The organism is Desulfoconvexum algidum (genome assembly GCF_055382125.1).
This window is the reverse complement of record NZ_AP042394.1, coordinates 2,481,432-2,497,723: the sequence shown is the minus strand read 5'-3', so window position 1 is coordinate 2,497,723 and position 16,292 is coordinate 2,481,432. Positions and strand designations below refer to the sequence as shown.

14 protein-coding genes are annotated in these 16,292 nt (G+C 37.7%); 11 read left to right on the top strand and 3 right to left on the bottom strand.

Features of this window, described 5'->3' with window-relative positions; genetic code table 11:
* Positions 1 to 36: 36 nt before the first annotated feature.
* The gene (locus ACZ45G_RS11415; protein ID WP_464178149.1) at positions 37 to 792 is read right to left on the bottom strand and encodes an HNH endonuclease; all 756 of its coding nucleotides are present in this window, start codon (positions 790 to 792) and stop codon (positions 37 to 39) included.
* 380 nt (positions 793 to 1,172) lie between these two features.
* Between ACZ45G_RS11415 and ACZ45G_RS11410 the strand changes: the two genes are divergently transcribed.
* From ACZ45G_RS11410 to ACZ45G_RS11380, 7 genes are all read left to right on the top strand, one after another.
* On the top strand, positions 1,173 to 1,580 hold the full coding sequence (locus ACZ45G_RS11410; RefSeq protein ID WP_464178147.1) for a hypothetical protein: 408 nt from the start codon (positions 1,173 to 1,175) through the stop codon (positions 1,578 to 1,580).
* Positions 1,581 to 2,060: 480 nt separating this feature from the next.
* Positions 2,061 to 2,519, top strand: a complete 459-nt coding sequence (locus ACZ45G_RS11405; protein ID WP_464178145.1) for a (deoxy)nucleoside triphosphate pyrophosphohydrolase — start codon at positions 2,061 to 2,063, stop codon at positions 2,517 to 2,519.
* A gap of 18 nt (positions 2,520 to 2,537) precedes the next feature.
* Positions 2,538 to 2,765, top strand: a complete 228-nt coding sequence (locus tag ACZ45G_RS11400) for a hypothetical protein (protein WP_464178143.1) — start codon at positions 2,538 to 2,540, stop codon at positions 2,763 to 2,765.
* 632 nt (positions 2,766 to 3,397) lie between these two features.
* Positions 3,398 to 6,991, top strand: coding sequence for an adenylate/guanylate cyclase domain-containing protein (locus ACZ45G_RS11395; protein WP_464178141.1), 3,594 nt, complete (start codon positions 3,398 to 3,400; stop codon positions 6,989 to 6,991).
* Between the two features lie 231 nt (positions 6,992 to 7,222).
* Positions 7,223 to 7,477: a hypothetical protein gene (locus tag ACZ45G_RS11390; protein ID WP_464178138.1), complete on the top strand. Its 255-nt coding sequence runs from the start codon at positions 7,223 to 7,225 to the stop codon at positions 7,475 to 7,477.
* Positions 7,478 to 7,492: 15 nt separating this feature from the next.
* Positions 7,493 to 7,693 (top strand): DUF6125 family protein, encoded by a 201-nt coding sequence (locus ACZ45G_RS11385; RefSeq protein WP_464178136.1) that lies wholly within the window; start codon positions 7,493 to 7,495, stop codon positions 7,691 to 7,693.
* 94 nt (positions 7,694 to 7,787) lie between these two features.
* The gene (locus ACZ45G_RS11380) at positions 7,788 to 8,759 is read left to right on the top strand and encodes an alpha/beta fold hydrolase (protein WP_464178134.1); all 972 of its coding nucleotides are present in this window, start codon (positions 7,788 to 7,790) and stop codon (positions 8,757 to 8,759) included.
* A gap of 78 nt (positions 8,760 to 8,837) precedes the next feature.
* Here the strand turns inward: ACZ45G_RS11380 and ACZ45G_RS11375 are convergent, their stop codons facing one another.
* A complete protein-coding gene (locus ACZ45G_RS11375) occupies positions 8,838 to 9,224 on the bottom strand; it encodes a hypothetical protein (RefSeq protein WP_464178131.1) in 387 nt (128 codons plus the stop codon).
* A 670-nt stretch (positions 9,225 to 9,894) separates the two neighbouring features.
* Here ACZ45G_RS11375 and ACZ45G_RS11370 point away from each other — a divergent pair.
* The 4 genes from ACZ45G_RS11370 (at position 9,895) to ACZ45G_RS11355 (ending at position 14,870) form a co-directional block, all read left to right on the top strand.
* Complete coding sequence (locus ACZ45G_RS11370; RefSeq protein WP_464178129.1) at positions 9,895 to 12,240, top strand: tetratricopeptide repeat protein; 2,346 nt, start codon at positions 9,895 to 9,897, stop codon at positions 12,238 to 12,240.
* Positions 12,241 to 12,883: 643 nt separating this feature from the next.
* Positions 12,884 to 13,210, top strand: a complete 327-nt coding sequence (locus ACZ45G_RS11365; protein WP_464178127.1) for a zinc ribbon domain-containing protein — start codon at positions 12,884 to 12,886, stop codon at positions 13,208 to 13,210.
* 368 nt (positions 13,211 to 13,578) lie between these two features.
* Positions 13,579 to 14,118 (top strand): LuxR C-terminal-related transcriptional regulator, encoded by a 540-nt coding sequence (locus tag ACZ45G_RS11360; protein ID WP_464178125.1) that lies wholly within the window; start codon positions 13,579 to 13,581, stop codon positions 14,116 to 14,118.
* A gap of 209 nt (positions 14,119 to 14,327) precedes the next feature.
* Entirely contained in the window at positions 14,328 to 14,870 is a 543-nt protein-coding gene (locus tag ACZ45G_RS11355; RefSeq protein WP_464178123.1) for a PEP-CTERM sorting domain-containing protein, read from the top strand.
* 1,012 nt (positions 14,871 to 15,882) lie between these two features.
* On the opposite strand, the gene ACZ45G_RS11350 is transcribed toward ACZ45G_RS11355, so the two are convergent.
* Positions 15,883 to 16,167: an HU family DNA-binding protein gene (locus tag ACZ45G_RS11350; protein WP_464178121.1), complete on the bottom strand. Its 285-nt coding sequence runs from the start codon at positions 16,165 to 16,167 to the stop codon at positions 15,883 to 15,885.
* Positions 16,168 to 16,292 lie beyond the last annotated feature (125 nt).

Below are 16,292 nucleotides of genomic sequence, written 5' to 3'. Positions count from 1 at the left end.
AACAATATTTTATTAACGAAAATAGCTATTTACGTTTCACAGTTTAGAAACATTCTCTAACAAGTTCTGAATTTCAGTTTTGACCTTTTTTTTAAATTTTGAAGTGTTCATTTTATTTTCAGTTTTAATTTTCATACTCTCTTTTGATATTCTGTCTTCAATACAGTCATTTGCCAGTTTTATTATTTTATCGATCTCGGGCATAGCAACATGAGACCAACTTTTACGGTTTTTTATATTATAAACTTGTGTACTTGAAATTTCTAAAAACGAATGAATTCTTGAATCTACAAGCTTTAAATTAGCAAGCACATATATCGCTACTGCAAAAAAATCATTAATCTTTGCACTAGATTGATTCTCGCCCTTAAAAACACCTTTTCTGACTGCATCTAGTACGTTTTCTTTATGTGTCCCCCAGCCTAAGTTACTTAAATCATTATTAATTGCATTGCCATCAATATGTCGACAGACTTCACCTTTTTCAGGCTCTCTTACATGCGCAGTTAATCTTACACGATGTAAGAATAAATTTTTGGGAGTCTTTTTCCTTTTTTCATAAAAATAAACACTACGATATTTTAAATGTTTGTGCCTTTGTGAAACGGCAATAATTCTATAACATTGTTTTTTCTCTATAAATTTAACAACATCAATAGTTTTTAAGCCGATTTCAATCGTTTTATCTGATATTAAATAATCTTTGTATTTCATAATGTATTTCCAACTTATTTTTTTTCTTTTTGTTATAGTATCAAATTCTATTTTACTGATATATATTCCCGGTTCCATTTTTTTTACCTTTATTATAATCTGATCATTCCTCTTCTTTGTAACGACAAACTTCATTCACACTGACAAACAAATATTGAAAAATCAAGAAAAAAAATAAATTTAATATTATAACATATTGACATATATTTCAATATGTTATAATATTAAATCAAGGCAGAAGAACTGCTATTTTTCATAAATTCGCCAAACGATAACTCGCTTTGTTGTGTATAATATATATTTTACACCAATTGCCAAAAATAGAACTAATCTCCTCATAAGCTTCCATTGCTACAAGTAATTGATTTTCAGATAGAATTTTGCATTCAGGATATTGGACTAAAATGTCCTAAGCAGTTTCATTTGAGGACTCCCAGAATGTCAAACAGCTTCCAAGTTTGACCCCCTTTAGAGGAACCAAACTGCTATGGAACATTCATGGTGAAATCGACCATCCTAAATCAATTATGTTAGGTCTGGATCACTATTGTGGCTCCATTAGCAAAATTGGTTCTTATGTTAAAGGTAGCTACAAGTATTCTGCCAAAGGTAAGAAGCAAGAAGTTCTCCCAATGATAGATAAGCTAAAAGCAGGGGAATTCTGTCACACTTCATGGATAGATTTATTCTTTTCGAGCAACGTCCACATCATTGGTTTCTCGCTAGATTATAGTGAAACTGACATTTGGTGGCTGCTAAATAAACGTGCTCGTCTTGCAGCGGATGGTTTAGTTAACAATAAAATTATTTTTTACACAGAAAACATTACTGAAGAAATGTATGGGTTACTTAAAGGCCATCAGTGAGTTGATTGACCCGCTTCCACTATATGAATAAAAAACATTGTCAGGAGCTATGCTTTCAAATTCAACTCTTTAATATATTTCGTTGAAAATAAAATTGATCACCATGGCCCCCATGCCCTAATAGCTCCTGCCAGGCCCTGATGGATCCAATGGCAAATACCGTGGTCGAGCTCCCCGGAATTGATTAGCCGCCAGTGCCACAACTTCCTTCGTTCGGGTGCCAATCCTTTCCCGTTTTGCAGGCCTGAAAATATCATCGGCTTATAGGTGTTCACGTAAAGAACCCTTTAAACAAGGGCCTTCACGGCTTGATAGGCGGCGTTTTTATTGCTACGTTATTGATGGTATGAGATTCAGGTTAAAATCAGGGGTATCGGGTCTAAATGGAGGCCATTATCCGGATATTCTGTTTTATACTTCAAAAAGCCCGTATTGATACTGGATCATCCCCCTACAGGGGGGTTAAAGAAAGCTGATCAAATGAATGATAATTCCCGGCTTTACAATCTTCGTGTATGTTGCTACAGATCTGACACAATGAATCCAAAATATACATTACAGGATGTCGTAGGAGGCATAATTTATAGTGGTGGTCTCGTATTGATGGCTCAACGGTCGTGTGAGGCTTTGGATGGCAAATGGGAGTTCCCGGGTGGTAAGGTTGAAAACGGAGAATCCCATCAAGAAGCCCTGAGAAGAGAACTGATGGAGGAGCTTGATGTGGATACTAATGTCCTCGGATTGATCTCTTCCAACAAATTTAAGGTCAAAGGCAAACCATATGAACTGTATTGTTATCAAGTTGAGATTATCAATGGTAAACCATTCGCCAAAGAACATCATCGTGTATTATGGGTGCCGATTAGTAAACTCTTGGAATTGGACTTAGCACCAGTAGATATACCAATAGCAGAGGAGGTCTGTAGGCATGATTGGTGAAATAGAAGGTGAGGGGTTATGACAAGGACCAGACGGTCAGGCGGCTTAGTATATAAGCTTACAGACACATTGACAAAAGACAAGGCCAAGGGCATAAATCTCGCCCAGGTGGTTCAACGGCTATACCAAATCGAGACTGCCAGGATTGTGGGGCCGATTGTATCCGGGGGAACCCACTCGGTTGTAATTACTGGGGACCGAAAGATCGGGACGGTTGCGATCCTGACCCGTGGGGCGGTACAATGAGCTATGAGTTCTACGAACGCATGACCCAGGCGGAGAAACACCAGGAATCACCCAGATAAAAATTGAATAACTTCATAACATCCGATTTTTTATCAAGCTCCCGGCAACCACTGCCCCGTATCCCCTTAATAGATTATGCCAGGGCTCGATAAACCTCATGGTCAGTGTCGGGGTCGGGTTGCGGCCCTATACTACTAACGGTATAGGGTCCGGCTTAACATCAATAATATGGGGCCGCACAGGCTGGGGGGATCAATATTGCCAGGTCTCCCCCTATCGTTTGCCAGAAGGCATCTTGGGTCTCAACTTATTCTCCAATAAAATATAGTGAAGCCTTGATTAATTTGGTTTTGGTTTCACCCATATAGTGTATTCTTATATCTGAGGATGAAAAGATTGCGGACACTACATATTGTATTCTGAGAAATGATAAAAAAAAAGAGCTCTACACGCAGCAGTGCTCAACCTTTTATAAATTCTAACTATGAATTTGAATTTGAATTTGAATTTCATCTTATATTTTGTTAAATAGATTTAAGAGCTTTTTTATTATCCCATTCTATTGCTGAGCACGATTTTAAGCAGCCCCATCTTATTGATTATAAAACTTGTAACTATGGGAGAATCATCCTATGGAATGCCTCGTGTGTAAGCATGAAAACCCTGAAGATGCTAAATTTTGTAACCAATGCGGTCAAAATTTTTCGATAATTCCTTCATCCATAAACAAAAATTCCCCCCATGATAAACACATAGAGATGATCCAGCGATTTCTTCCAAAAGGGCTTATAGAAAAAATCATGTCGCAAAAAGGAAAAATAGAAGGTGAGAAACGAAAAGTTACCGTCATGTTTTGTGATATGGAAGGCTTTACATCAATGGTTGAGACGCTTGGTCCTGAAAAAGCATATGCCATGATGGACGAAATCTATGAGATTCTTATTCATAAAGTTCATGAATTTGAAGGAACTATTAATGAGATGACCGGCGATGGAATTATGGCCCTTTTTGGTGCACCTGTTGCTTTAGAGGATGCCCCCATTCAAGCACTTAGAGCAGCATTATCTATTCATGATAGAATTTCAAATTTCAATAACCTAAAAAATAGTTCTCCTCCAATTAAGATGAGGATCGGAATCCATACGGGGCCGGTGGTTGTCGGTGCGCTGGGGAATGATCTTCGAGTAGAGTTCAAAGCAGTTGGGGATACGGTTAATCTGGCTTCCAGGATGGAAGGATTGGCAGAACCAGAGTCAACATATGTTACCAAGGCAACTTATCAATTGGCCAAGGAACTTTTCCAGTTTGAAAAATTAGGGAAGAAGGAAATTAAAGGAAAAAAAGAACCTGTGCTTGTGTATAAACTCATATCTGGGAAAAAAGATGTTTATCGTCCCCGCATTGGATTAGAGCGGATGATTTATTCAGAAATGGTCGGTAGAGATAAAGAGCTTGATAAAATTGAACTCCAGGTTATGAAAGCCATTAATGGAGAGGGTTCTATTATAAATATTATTGGAGAAGCTGGCATTGGTAAATCAAGGTTGATTGCTGAGCTAAAAAAAAGGGAGGTGATAAAAAGGGGACTTCTCCTTGAAGGCCGAGCCATTTCTATTGGCAAAAATTTGAGCTTTCACCCGATTATCGATTTGCTCAAGCAGTGGGCTAAAATAGTTGAGGATGATTCCCAGGCTAAAGCGTTTCATAAACTGGAAATGGTTATCAGGGATATTCATCCTGAAGAGACAGATGAGATTTTACCCTTTGTCGCCATTCTCATGGGCTTGAAATTGACAAGCCGTTATAAGGACCGTATTAAACAGATAGATGGAGACAAATTAGAAAAACTCATTATCAAAAGCATGAGAGAACTTCTGATTAAAGGAAGTGAAAAAAGACCGATTGTCATCATTATCGAAGATCTTCACTGGGCTGATAAAAGTTCAATTGACCTTTTGGAAATGCTGTATACCTTAGCAAGAAATCATATGCTGGTGTTTATAAATGTTTTCCGACCGGGTTATATTAAGGCTGAGACGAATAAAATAGCAACCCTTGACAAAAAATATCCCGACCATTGCGTGCAGATCACCATCCAACCCCTTATGAACAATGATACCCGGCGTTTAATCATCAATATGCTGATGATTAGAGGCTTACCTTATCGCATCCAGGAACAAATCATTGACAGGGTTGGCGGCAATCCTTTCTTTACAGAAGAAGTTATCCGCTCACTTATTGACAGAGGCGCCATCATTAAACATGGGGATCATTTCAAAGCGACTGACAAAATAGAACATGTGGTCATCCCCACATCTATCAATGATGTCCTCATATCAAGAATAGACCGGCTTGAAGAAGGCACCAGGGAACTTGTCAAAATCGCCTCTGTGATAGGACGACATTTTTTTTATCGATTGATAAAAGATGTATCAACACCGATGCAAGACATTGATACCAAGTTAACCTATCTTAAGGATGTTCAGCTCATCAGAGAAAGAATCCATATGGAAGAGTTAGAATATCTTTTCAAACATGCACTTGTCCAGGAAGCGGCTTATGAATCCATCTTGTTAAAACAGAGAAAAACACTTCATCTTAAAGTCGCTCAGTCCATTGAGAGAATATTTCAGGACAGATTAAACCAGTTTTACGGTATGCTGGCATACCACTTTGGTAAAGCAGATGAGCCAGAAAAGACCGAAGAATATATGATTAAAGCTGGACAGGAAGCGCTTCAATCGTCAGCCTCATGTGAGGCTTTGAACTATTTCCAGGATGCTTTGACTCTGTATATGAAGCGATATGGGGATGATGCCGAACCGGAAAAACTCATCTCTTTTGAAAAAAACCTGGCCCTGGCACATTTCAACCAAGGCAGTTTTTCAGAGGCGATTATTAATTTTGACAGTATTTTGGAGAAAAAGGGCCACAGGCTGCCCCAAAGTAAATTGATTCAATTTATAAAATGCGGTGTTGACCTATTCTATATCACTGTTGTCTTATTCTCCCCGTTCAAATTTAAAGGCAGGGTTCCAACACCACAGGAGCTTGAGATCGGTGAGCTGCAGTCTAAAAAATGCGTAAGCCTGGTAGCCATAGACAGCAAACGGTTTTTTTTTGAAAGTTCATCTTTGCTCAGAATGTATCTTGGCTTGAATCTGAGCGGCCTGCCCCAGGGTAAGGAGTGGGTACCTTTATCTGCATCTGCTTTTTTAGTACAGGGCCTGACGTTTCTGGGATCAAGGCTGCTGGATCATGCAGGTGGGTTCTCAGAGGATCAAAATGGAAAAACCGCCTATGGATTTGCCCTTCCAAGAGTGCTGCTTGCCATTCATACTGGCTTGAACAAGTTTCCCTATGATCTGGATCTCTCCCTGGTAGATAGGGGAATCAGGAACGGCGATCTTTATGTTATGACGCCTTACCTTCTTCACTTGGGCTCTCTTAAACTTGAACTCGGGCTGTTTGATGAGGCCCGGCTTTGTGCGCAAAAACTGTATTTCATCTATGAAAGCTATGGGTATGATTTTGCAAAAGTTCACTGCCATTTTGTTAATGCCAATTTTTTGATTAAAAAACGATCTCTGCACCAGGCATTAAAAGAAGTTGAAAAAGGAGGCCTGGTGGCGGAACAGAAAGGTTTGAATGTGGTAAGCCTAAGATTTATCGGAATTAAAATTCTTGTTCAGATTTTGCTGGGCCAGGTTGATGCGGCAGCAGCTTCCATGAATAAAGGGGATGCTCTGTTTGCAAGCCTGAGGACGGTCGGCCCGTTGTATCTTGCCCCATTTCTACTGGGGAGGCTGTTGACAAACTTTGAACTGTTGAAACAATCTGTTCGAAACAAAAGTCCAGACATCGGGTATCAGAAAAAACAAACCCACCAGAGCCTGAAACAGGCGGTAAAAATTTCAAAAAAGCACGTACTTTACAGGGTATGGATTTATAGAACCGCAGGGGAGTATTTCTGGTTTGCAGGAAAACATAAAATCGCCTTGAAATGGCAGAAAAAGGCGATTAAAGAAGGCGAAAATCTTGGTGCACGACCTGACCTTGCCCGGACATATTTTGAAGTGGGGAAATGCCTCATGGAGCCTCAGAGCAAATGCAGGGAACTAAACGACATGGATTCCCAGAATTATTTGAACAAAGCTGGAGCGATGTTTGAAGAAATGGATCTTCAATATGATCTTGATGAATTGGATAGGCTAATCTACGTTTAATCCCTCTGGAGAGCGAATACTTGCATACCCTTGATTGCCTCAATAAATCAACTCTGGAAGGTACAATAATGCATATTTACAAACTCAAGTATTAGTATCCCAGTCTTGAGTATTCAGTCACCGAGATTGTCATGGATACCAAAAGAATACATCACCGGAAATCTGAATTAAAATTGATGCCAATCATGCAAGAATACTCAACCCTGATAAACCAAAAACGCCTAAGGAATAATGATGTCAGAAAAACCGACCTATGAAGAACTTGAGCGGAAAGTTCAGGAATTAGAGAACACCATTTTCAAGAGCAAGCAGGTGGAAGAGGCGTTGCAGGTTTGCGAGAGGCGATTGAAATTATCCGTTGAATCCGGTGAAATAGGATTGTGGGAATTGGATCTGATTAATCATACAGCGTGGAGGTCTTTCCTCCACGATAGGATATTCGGTTACGAAACGTCGTTGCCGGAGTGGACTTTCATTTATTTTTAGAAAAGAGGGGTAAGAGTGAATTTATCCACTGAACAGCTTTTAGAAATCGCACAGTATTCGTTTGTACGGATGGATGGTGCCTGGTTTATGGCCTTAGCCAAAAAGCTTGGAAAAGAAACTGCATGGGAGATTGATGTTGAGGCGTGGAAACAATTCTCATATGTATTCGGGAAAAAAATCATTAGTTTTGAAGACCATAAAAAACAGGTTATGTAAACAGGTTAAAAATCTCATTTTAACATCTTCTTTAATAATATTCTCAGTCAAAGATAATTTTCCTATTTGACAGCAATACTTGATGTGTGCATGAATGATAAAAAATGGTTATATAGCCATCGCAAAAAGGAGACAAAAAAAGCCCCTTATGAAAAAAACACTAATTGCCCTTAGTATTTTTATTGTTGCATTGGTCATTTTCTATTTATGGCCTGTGCCCCAGAATTCTTTTGATGAATTATATAAAAAAGTTGATTTGCAAAAGAGTCAGCCTCTTTTAGATTTCCGTACGCAATATCCTCCTAAATATGCTCATGTTGGTAAGCATGACTGGGAATATGTGGTGTTTGGGAAGGGGAAAAAAACCATTTTATTTCTGCATGGAATGACAGGAGCGTATGACATCTGGTGGCAGCAGATGAAGACGCTTTCAAATACTTATAAAGTAATCAGTGTAACCTATCCTCCGGTGGATACGCTGGAAAACATGAGCAAAGGAGTTTTGTCTGTCCTTGATGCTGAAAAGATTCAAAGCGTAAATGTTGCAGGGTCATCTTTTGGAGGATACCTTGTACAGTACCTGATGAAAAATCATCCGGAGCGTATTGAGAAAGCTGTTTTAGGAAATACCTTTCCACCCAATGATATTTTGCGTCAAAAGAATGAATCGCTTATCAAAATATTACCTTTTTTACCTGACTGGCTTGTCATGAAAGTATTGAGTAAAAGTTTTAATGAAAACATTTACCCTGCTGCTGGGCATTCTGAGCTTGTACTGGCTTATATGATGGAGCAGATATCCGGGCGTATGGTAAAATCGCAGGTTTTATCACGTGCAAAAGCTGTGATAGAGTCATTCAGCCCTCCTGATCCAAAATTATCAGGTATTCCTGTGATGATTATCGAAGCTGATAATGATCCGCTTGTGGAAGAGAGTCTGCAAAAACAATTAAAAGATCTTTACCCTACAGCACAGGTACATACTTTTCATGCAGCAGGACATTTCCCTTATCTTAATGAATCAGATGTGTATACTGGATTACTGGTGTCTTTTTTTGGACAATAATAGTCCGGGTAGTATTATATTAACACCTCATCTCAAAGGTTTGATCCTTCTGAATATTCCCCGAAAATCCAAAAAAGACTAAAGGGCTACAAACAAACCTTCTTTTGTTTTCTCTACTTTTTTCTCTTTCTTCAAATGAAACATATTATTTGAAATCTGTTTGCCGGTAAAACCAGTTTGTTCCTGCAAGTCTTTGGTTTTAATGCCATCTTTGTTTTTTTTGATAGTCTTGAGAATAGTAGCTTTAACTGATCTCTGAGGTTTAGATTTCTTTTTGGGTTTTTGGGGAGCTGAATTCTTTGCTGGCTCTGGTTTTGGTTCAATATCCGGTGCCTCTTCAACTGTAAAGTCAACCTTTTCAAACATCCCAATCAGATCATTGATTTGTTTTGAAAGTTTCTTGAACGGGACCTGGAACAACTCAGTTGATTTTTCATCTAATTCTATGGTAATCGCAATTTTCATTTCATTTCCTCATATCAGTTGGTAAAAATTGAGAATGCAAATATCAAGCAATAAATTAAGATAAGGCTTTCAGAATAAAAAACAATACCCCGATCACTAACAGGGAGAGTCTGAGGTGCTCGCTATGCTAAAAAATGAGCTTGTATTGGAGGCAGTCCTCTCTATAAAAAATATTTCAGTTTAGCAAATAATTTTTTAAATCCGAAATTTGAAATTTAATATCGTGCCTGATAATTTTAAAATTGAAGCTACCAGATCTTGTAGTTTCATTTTCAGGGGAAAAATCATGATCTCCCGCTATAATTGATGCGGCCACACAACCACAGGGCTATGAGCCTTTCTTTTGAAAGTTGTCGCCATATCAGAAATTTTACTCGTGACAGATTATACCATCATTAAACACCATGGCATTACTGATTTAGCTCAAGGATATCATTCGAATTATAGAATTATTTTGATCATCAACCTTGATGCAGGTCCTGCTGGAGAGTGCAGGACCATTTTATAATGTGAGTATAATGTGTGTTTTTTTTAGAGAAATATTTATATATTGCTTTTAACATTATCGCAATATAAAAATCATCTCATTAATTGTAACTGTTATGAGGAAAAGGTTAAAGTCATATCCAGATATGAATATTACCTTCAAATCTCTGAAAAGGAACGTCCTATGAAAAAGATTTTGTGTGTTTTGATGTTGCTGTGCTCTACGAATTTGTTTGCTAGTGAAAATAAATTCTCTGATGAGGCTTATAAAATGGGGTCTTGGTATGAAAGAAGAGGAATGGAAGGCGATTATGAAGAAGCTTTATCTTATTATAAACTTGGGGTTCAGGGAGGAAGTACAAAAGCCAAGGATGCGTTGATAAGATATAATAGACAGAATGATGACGGTTATGAAAAAGCGTTAAAAGTTTATCAAACAAATGATAACAGCACCGCTTTTCCAATGTTTGTAAACCTGGCTGAAAGAGGACATAAAGGGGCCCAATTTTATCTTGGAGTGATGTATTATCAAGGGAAAGGGGTTAAAAAGGATTATTTTAAAGCTAAAAGTTGGTTTAGAAAAGCGGCTGCTCAGGGAGATGAAAATGCTCGCCTTTATTTTGACTATATCCATTATCTAAGGGTGTCAGCGGATGACAAAGAATTCCTTGATTGGCTCATCAAAGCTGCTAATCAAGGATTTGCACCCGCTCAAAATAAGCTTGGAGAGATATATGACGATGAAGGAGTAAATGAGAATAGAAATGAAGCTGTAAAATGGTTTAGAAAAGCTGCAAGCCAAGGATATTCTGATGCGTATTATAATTTGGGCATCATGTATAAAAGTGGACATGGTGTTGAGAAGAATTATCCGAAAGCATTAGAGCTGTTAAAAAAAGCGATCCGTCAGGGGAATACGGATGCAATGCTGCAGTTAGGATTTATGTATGAGGATGGGAAAGGTGTAAAAGAAGATATTGATGAAGCCATCAGGTGGAAGGAAAAAGCCGCTAACTTGGGAAATTCCTACGCTATGTTTCAACTTGCAAATAAGTACGAAATAATGGCTTCATCATACGCTAAAATGGGTGATAAAAAAAATATTGCGAAGAGTGCAAGGTACACTGCTGAATCTGCAAAATGGTATAGAAAAATCATGACGGACAGCATTGATATGACCGACATAGAACTAACGATGATAATGCTTGGTTGGAATGATTCTGATTCTGCAGAGACACAATACACTGTAGGTCTTTTTAATACTCGATTTCTAAACTATAAGGAGGCCAAGAAATATTATGACAATGCGATAAAGCAAGGACATGCTGGCGCTATGTTTGCACTTGGAGAAATGTACAAGCATGGAAATGGGGTGACAAAAGATAGTAAAGAAGCTTTGAAATTGTATAAGAAGGCTGCAAGCAATGGGAATTCAGATGCTCAGTGTCTTTTAGGGAAGATATATGAGAATGGTGATGGCATAACAAAAAATCATACAGAAGCTGTAAAGTGGTATGACAAAGCTGCAAACAATGGCAACTCTGACGCTCAATATTTTATAGGAAATATGTATATAAACAGCGAGAACGTAAAAAAAGATTATCCAAAAGCGATAAACTGGTATAGCAAAGCTGCAAATCAGGGAAATATAGATGCCCAAGTTGAATTAGCTGACATGTATTCAGAAGGAAATGGTGTGGATATTGATTATCCAAAAGCCATGAAATGGTATAAATTGGCAGCAGAGCAAGGTAATGTATGGGCTCAAATAAGCCTTGGTGAGCTGCACGTGAATGGAGGTGGGATCGAGATTAATTATCAAAAGGCAAAAAAATGGTATAGATTGGCGGCTAAAGAGGATGAAAAATACAAGCAATATATAGAAAATTTAATGGATAAACTTCTGGAAAAGGAAGAGCGTGCCATAGAGCGTGGCATAGAGCGTAAGAGAAAAGAAGCAGAAGAAAAAATACGAATTGATGCGCTTATCAAAGATGCGAATATTAATGCACTTGTGAAAGAGGCAATTAAAGGGAATACAGATGTTCGATATACCCTTGGATGCATGTATAAGAATGGCGACGGCGTCGCTCAAGATGTTCAAGAGGCTTTAAAGTGGCTTACAAAGGCTGCCTATAAAGGCCAAACTGAGGCACAATGGGTACTTGGAAGTATGTTTGCAAATGGTGATGGTGTCGCTCAAAATCCTATCAAAGCAGAAATATGGATAAGAAGAGCAGCCGATCACGGGCATCCTGATGCACAGTTTTATTTAGGGAAGACCTATGGTAACGGTGCAGATAAGAATTATCAAGAAGCTGAAAAATGGCTTATGAAAGCTGCTGGGAGTGATCATACAGAAGCGCAATTTTATTTAGGCATTATGTATGCAAAAGGTAAAGGAGTAAAAAAAGATATTCAAAAAGCATATAAATTCTTTACGATAGCGGCTAAAAAAGGAAATAAAGGTGCTCAATCCTATATAAAGAAATTGTGCAAGAAAGATGCTGACTTATGCCGAAAGCAATAAAATCACAGATCCTACCAGCCTCCAAAGGGGCTCCCAAGCAGATTCACCCAGGTAGGCAGGACGTCCGGCGGGATCAGGTGATACCCTTTGAAGTGAAATTCATCTATATGGGAAACCTCATGACCACATGAATCAAGATCCCGTTACATTTTATTTGGAGTAAAAATTAACAGACATTCACTCTCTGCTGTGGTGTGGACTATGTCGATCTATCTGCTGGATTGATCCATGTTTTCGGGGTGTGGACTATTATTAATAGTTATAACCATCTTGAGCCCTGAAAAAATAAAAACTGGTACTCAACATTAAGTATCCGATTGTGGAGTATTTTAAACCCCGAATTCTTAAGGATACCGATACAATTCAAAACTTTATTTGATCGATATTCTGGTGAATGCTGATGCAAGTATGGTTGAGTTTCCGGCTTGAAAAAAAAATGAAAATACCTGTCAAATGTATCTCCAATTATGTTGATTGGGAAATTTATTTTTCGGATTTTATGTTCGCCCATATAATTTAATATCAAAAATATTATTTGCTAATCAATGGCACTTTTGTTAGCAATCCAGTAGTATTTGATCAGTTGTTTTTTTATAACATAAAATAATAGTAGGATTGGTAGTTCTACCCAAGAGAGTCAATAATGAAAAAGTGCCCTTTCTGCGCTGAAGAAATTCAAGATGAAGCGATAAAATGTAAACACTGTGGTGAATTTCTTGATGTCTCCAACGATCCACGCTTTATTGGGGAAAAAATCCAATGGTATTTCCGAAAATCCTTTATTATCTTCGCAGTCTTTTGTTTAGGACCACTGGCATTGCCATTAATTTGGTGGCATCCACAAATGATGCGGGTATGGAAAATAGGACTAACAATAGGAATTCTTGTTCTCAGTTGGATCTTGTTCCAAACTACAATGGAATCCATTCATATTCTCAAGGAGTATTACAAGCTACTTGAAGGGTTGTGAAATGATAAATAGATATGTGTATGATGTATCAAGCGGGATCTCTTGGGGTAATATGTATCTCCAATATAAGGTAATGGACTCTTGATGAATTTGATTCTTTCCGTTCCCATATAATTGATTTTTAAAGCTGAGAGTGAAAAGTTTGCTTATACCAGATGTGGTGTTCTGATTTGTATAAAAAGCAGCTTAGGAAAAGTGTCCGTTTTTACTTGACCGCATTACCAAGTAAGGGATGGTTTAAAATTATCATTATATATTTTTTGATTATTTGAGAATAATAAAATAGAAACAGGTTTAAAAAATCAAATAAAGACCATATAGTCAAAATACGGGTTAATATAAATGAACCTTTTAAAAATTAATTAACGATGAAAAATATAGCTGATAAAAGACAAAATGAACGGTTCAACCTTGAAGTGCCATTAAATCTGAAGATTAATGACGGTTCTGCAAATAAAAAAAATATCAAACTTAAAACAAAGGATATTTCATCTTCCGGTGCTTTTGTCTCTACAGATCTACCTCTCGATGAGGGTGCAACACTGGAAATTGAAATTGACATTCCCCTTGATATCTTGAAAGATATTAAAGGAAACAGTGCAAAGATTGCCATCAAAGGACAAGTGATACGGATCTCAGAACAGGGAATAGCTCTCTCTTTTAACTTGGGTTGTGAATTCAAATATATGTCTGCTGAAAAAAAACATACGGATGATCCATCTGACCTGACCCAAAGAGAGATTGAAATACTTGACCTGATTAGCAAAGGGGCTTCAAATAAAAAAATCGCTGATGTACTATTTATCAGCCCGCATACGGTTAAAACGCACCTCCACAATATTTTCAAAAAAATTAATGTGACAAGACGTCTTCAAGCTGCTTTATGGGCCGCAAAAAACCTGCAATAAAAAATACTTAGATATCTATAGCCCTTTCTTTTTAATTACTGCTCATTTTGAACAAAAAATCAAAAATTGGTACCTTTGGCGTATGTACTTGTCTTTTATTAATGGGTATATTGTTATTAAATAAGTGTAATGAAAATAAGTAATAAAATATACATTGCACACATTAGCAAGCGAAATTGAATCCACATGATGCAGAAATGGAAAAACATATGATAAAACGATTTATATTTACAACTTTTTTAATGATTTTATGTTCTTTTGGGGTTGCATCGGCGACCACGATCGCCGATGATTACAATGGCTATAATAATTTTTTTTATGGCGACTGGCTTATCACCGGAACTTATAACCAGGCAGGTCACCATAATGAATTTAGAAGTTCCGAATTTACACTGCAAAATAGAGTCCCGCTTGGAGATACTACTTACAATGCATGGAACAGCTCTGTAAATATTACCTCAAATCTTTTGGAATCCAGTTTTTTTGATTTAGATGGAACGTCTGGAGTATCTGAAGCATTTCTGAAAAACAGTACAAATTCAAAAGACCCCACAGGTATAGGAATCTGGTATGAAACGTCAGGTAATGATAATTTTACATTTTATTTTAATGACGTAGTTACGGATCATAATTATAAAGATTTTACAGTAACGGCAACACGACAAAGTCCCGTTCCCGAACCAGCCACAATGATGCTCTTTGGTATTGGCCTTTTAGGTCTTGCAGGAGTCGGCAGAAGAAAACAGAAATAAGTTCATTAAAATAGCACAATCAATAGGCAGGGTCATTTAGTTGGCCCTGCCTTTTTTGTTTATATCGGCCCCTTTCTCTATAAATTCAGATTAATCTATATGAGCCAAAACGGCTTTCACAAAATATTCTTCCGCATTAAATGATATAATATAAAAAATTGAGTTTTCCGATTTTTCCGACTCAACAATTAGTATCCGAAGGTGGAGTATTCAGAATACTGAAATATCAAGGATACCGATACAATCCTTGATTGGCCTTTGAAATAACCGGGCTGAATCCATAACGGATTTGCCCAGCCATTTGATGAAGTATCCATGAAGATTGCCTCTGCGTAACTGATTTTACCCAAAGACCTTTGCGTGGTGGTTTTTAGAAATCTTGTTTAACCCCATATACATATGAAGTTTTTTTAACTTTGGAATTTCACTTCCAGTATATAAGCCGGAGACTTCACTACAGGCCATTTCCACCTGGTCCTACACAAAAAGATATCAATGTATAAAAATGCTTATTGGATATTTTCCAGATAAACGGTTACCTCTGAAAAGGGAAGGATTTCAAAAACAAGCGCTTCGCCTGAAATTGTAGTAACCCCTTTCAAGACGGTTTTTAAAGAAACCAGTTTGCAAAATCCTTTATCATCGTTGTTAATACAGCAAACATTGATTTGCCGAGGAAGGTTTGATGGCCGTGACGATCTCCCAAATATCTGTGATGCCCCATTGGGAACTGGTGAAATTGATCCCATTCTAACACAGCCGGTGTCACGATTTCTGTTCTCGCTCAAGGAGACCTCTTTCAGATATTCATTGGAGTTGTTGCGGATAATAATGATTGTTGGTTCACTCTTTTGGGATATAGGAATGCTTTCACAGCCAAGTGTGCATATAATAAGACAAAAACAAATGATTAAAAATACTGGTAACAAATTTCTGATTCTGGCACCTCATGTTCTGTCATTGGACGAATATAGCTGTTTTTTATTGGTGTTTAGCATTCCCCCCACTAATTTCAATTTGCCGGATAATCAACCCTTTCCTTCAATTCCTTCCCACACTTAAAAAAGGGCAATTTCTTGGCAGTGATCTGAACCTTTTCCCCTGTTTTGGGGTTCCTGCCTGTGTAGGGTGCGTAATCTTTGACAAAAAAGGAACACAGGCCCCTAATTTCAACTCTTTCACCATTAATAAAGGCTTTGGCTATTTCCCCAAAAAATATTTCAACGATCTTGGAGGCTTCATCTCTGGTCAAGCGGCCTTTTTCTTTAAGTTCCTGAATCAGTTCAAGTTTGTTCAATGTTTCTTCCCTCAATCACAATATGGTTTGCTAAAGAATAACATTTATCTGCTTGGGCAAAATATTTCAAGGTTAAAGGGCTTAATCCAAGGATAAACCAGACTCAAGTATTAGTATCCTAAGAT

Excerpts from the sequence above, each read along its gene's own strand:
- ACZ45G_RS11370 (WP_464178129.1), top strand. The coding sequence starts at position 9,895 with ATGAAAAAGATTTTGTGTGTTTTGATGTTGCTGTGCTCTACGAATTTG.
- ACZ45G_RS11380 (WP_464178134.1), top strand. The coding sequence starts at position 7,788 with ATGATAAAAAATGGTTATATAGCCATCGCAAAAAGGAGACAAAAAAAG.
- ACZ45G_RS11365 (WP_464178127.1), top strand. The coding sequence starts at position 12,884 with ATGAAAAAGTGCCCTTTCTGCGCTGAAGAAATTCAAGATGAAGCGATA.
- ACZ45G_RS11355 (WP_464178123.1), top strand. The coding sequence starts at position 14,328 with ATGATAAAACGATTTATATTTACAACTTTTTTAATGATTTTATGTTCT.
- ACZ45G_RS11360 (WP_464178125.1), top strand. The coding sequence starts at position 13,579 with ATGAAAAATATAGCTGATAAAAGACAAAATGAACGGTTCAACCTTGAA.
- ACZ45G_RS11390 (WP_464178138.1), top strand. The coding sequence starts at position 7,223 with ATGATGTCAGAAAAACCGACCTATGAAGAACTTGAGCGGAAAGTTCAG.
- ACZ45G_RS11400 (WP_464178143.1), top strand. The coding sequence starts at position 2,538 with ATGACAAGGACCAGACGGTCAGGCGGCTTAGTATATAAGCTTACAGAC.
- ACZ45G_RS11415 (WP_464178149.1), bottom strand. The coding sequence starts at position 792 with ATGGAACCGGGAATATATATCAGTAAAATAGAATTTGATACTATAACA.
- ACZ45G_RS11405 (WP_464178145.1), top strand. The coding sequence starts at position 2,061 with ATGAATGATAATTCCCGGCTTTACAATCTTCGTGTATGTTGCTACAGA.
- ACZ45G_RS11375 (WP_464178131.1), bottom strand. The coding sequence starts at position 9,224 with ATGAAAATTGCGATTACCATAGAATTAGATGAAAAATCAACTGAGTTG.
- ACZ45G_RS11395 (WP_464178141.1), top strand. The coding sequence starts at position 3,398 with ATGGAATGCCTCGTGTGTAAGCATGAAAACCCTGAAGATGCTAAATTT.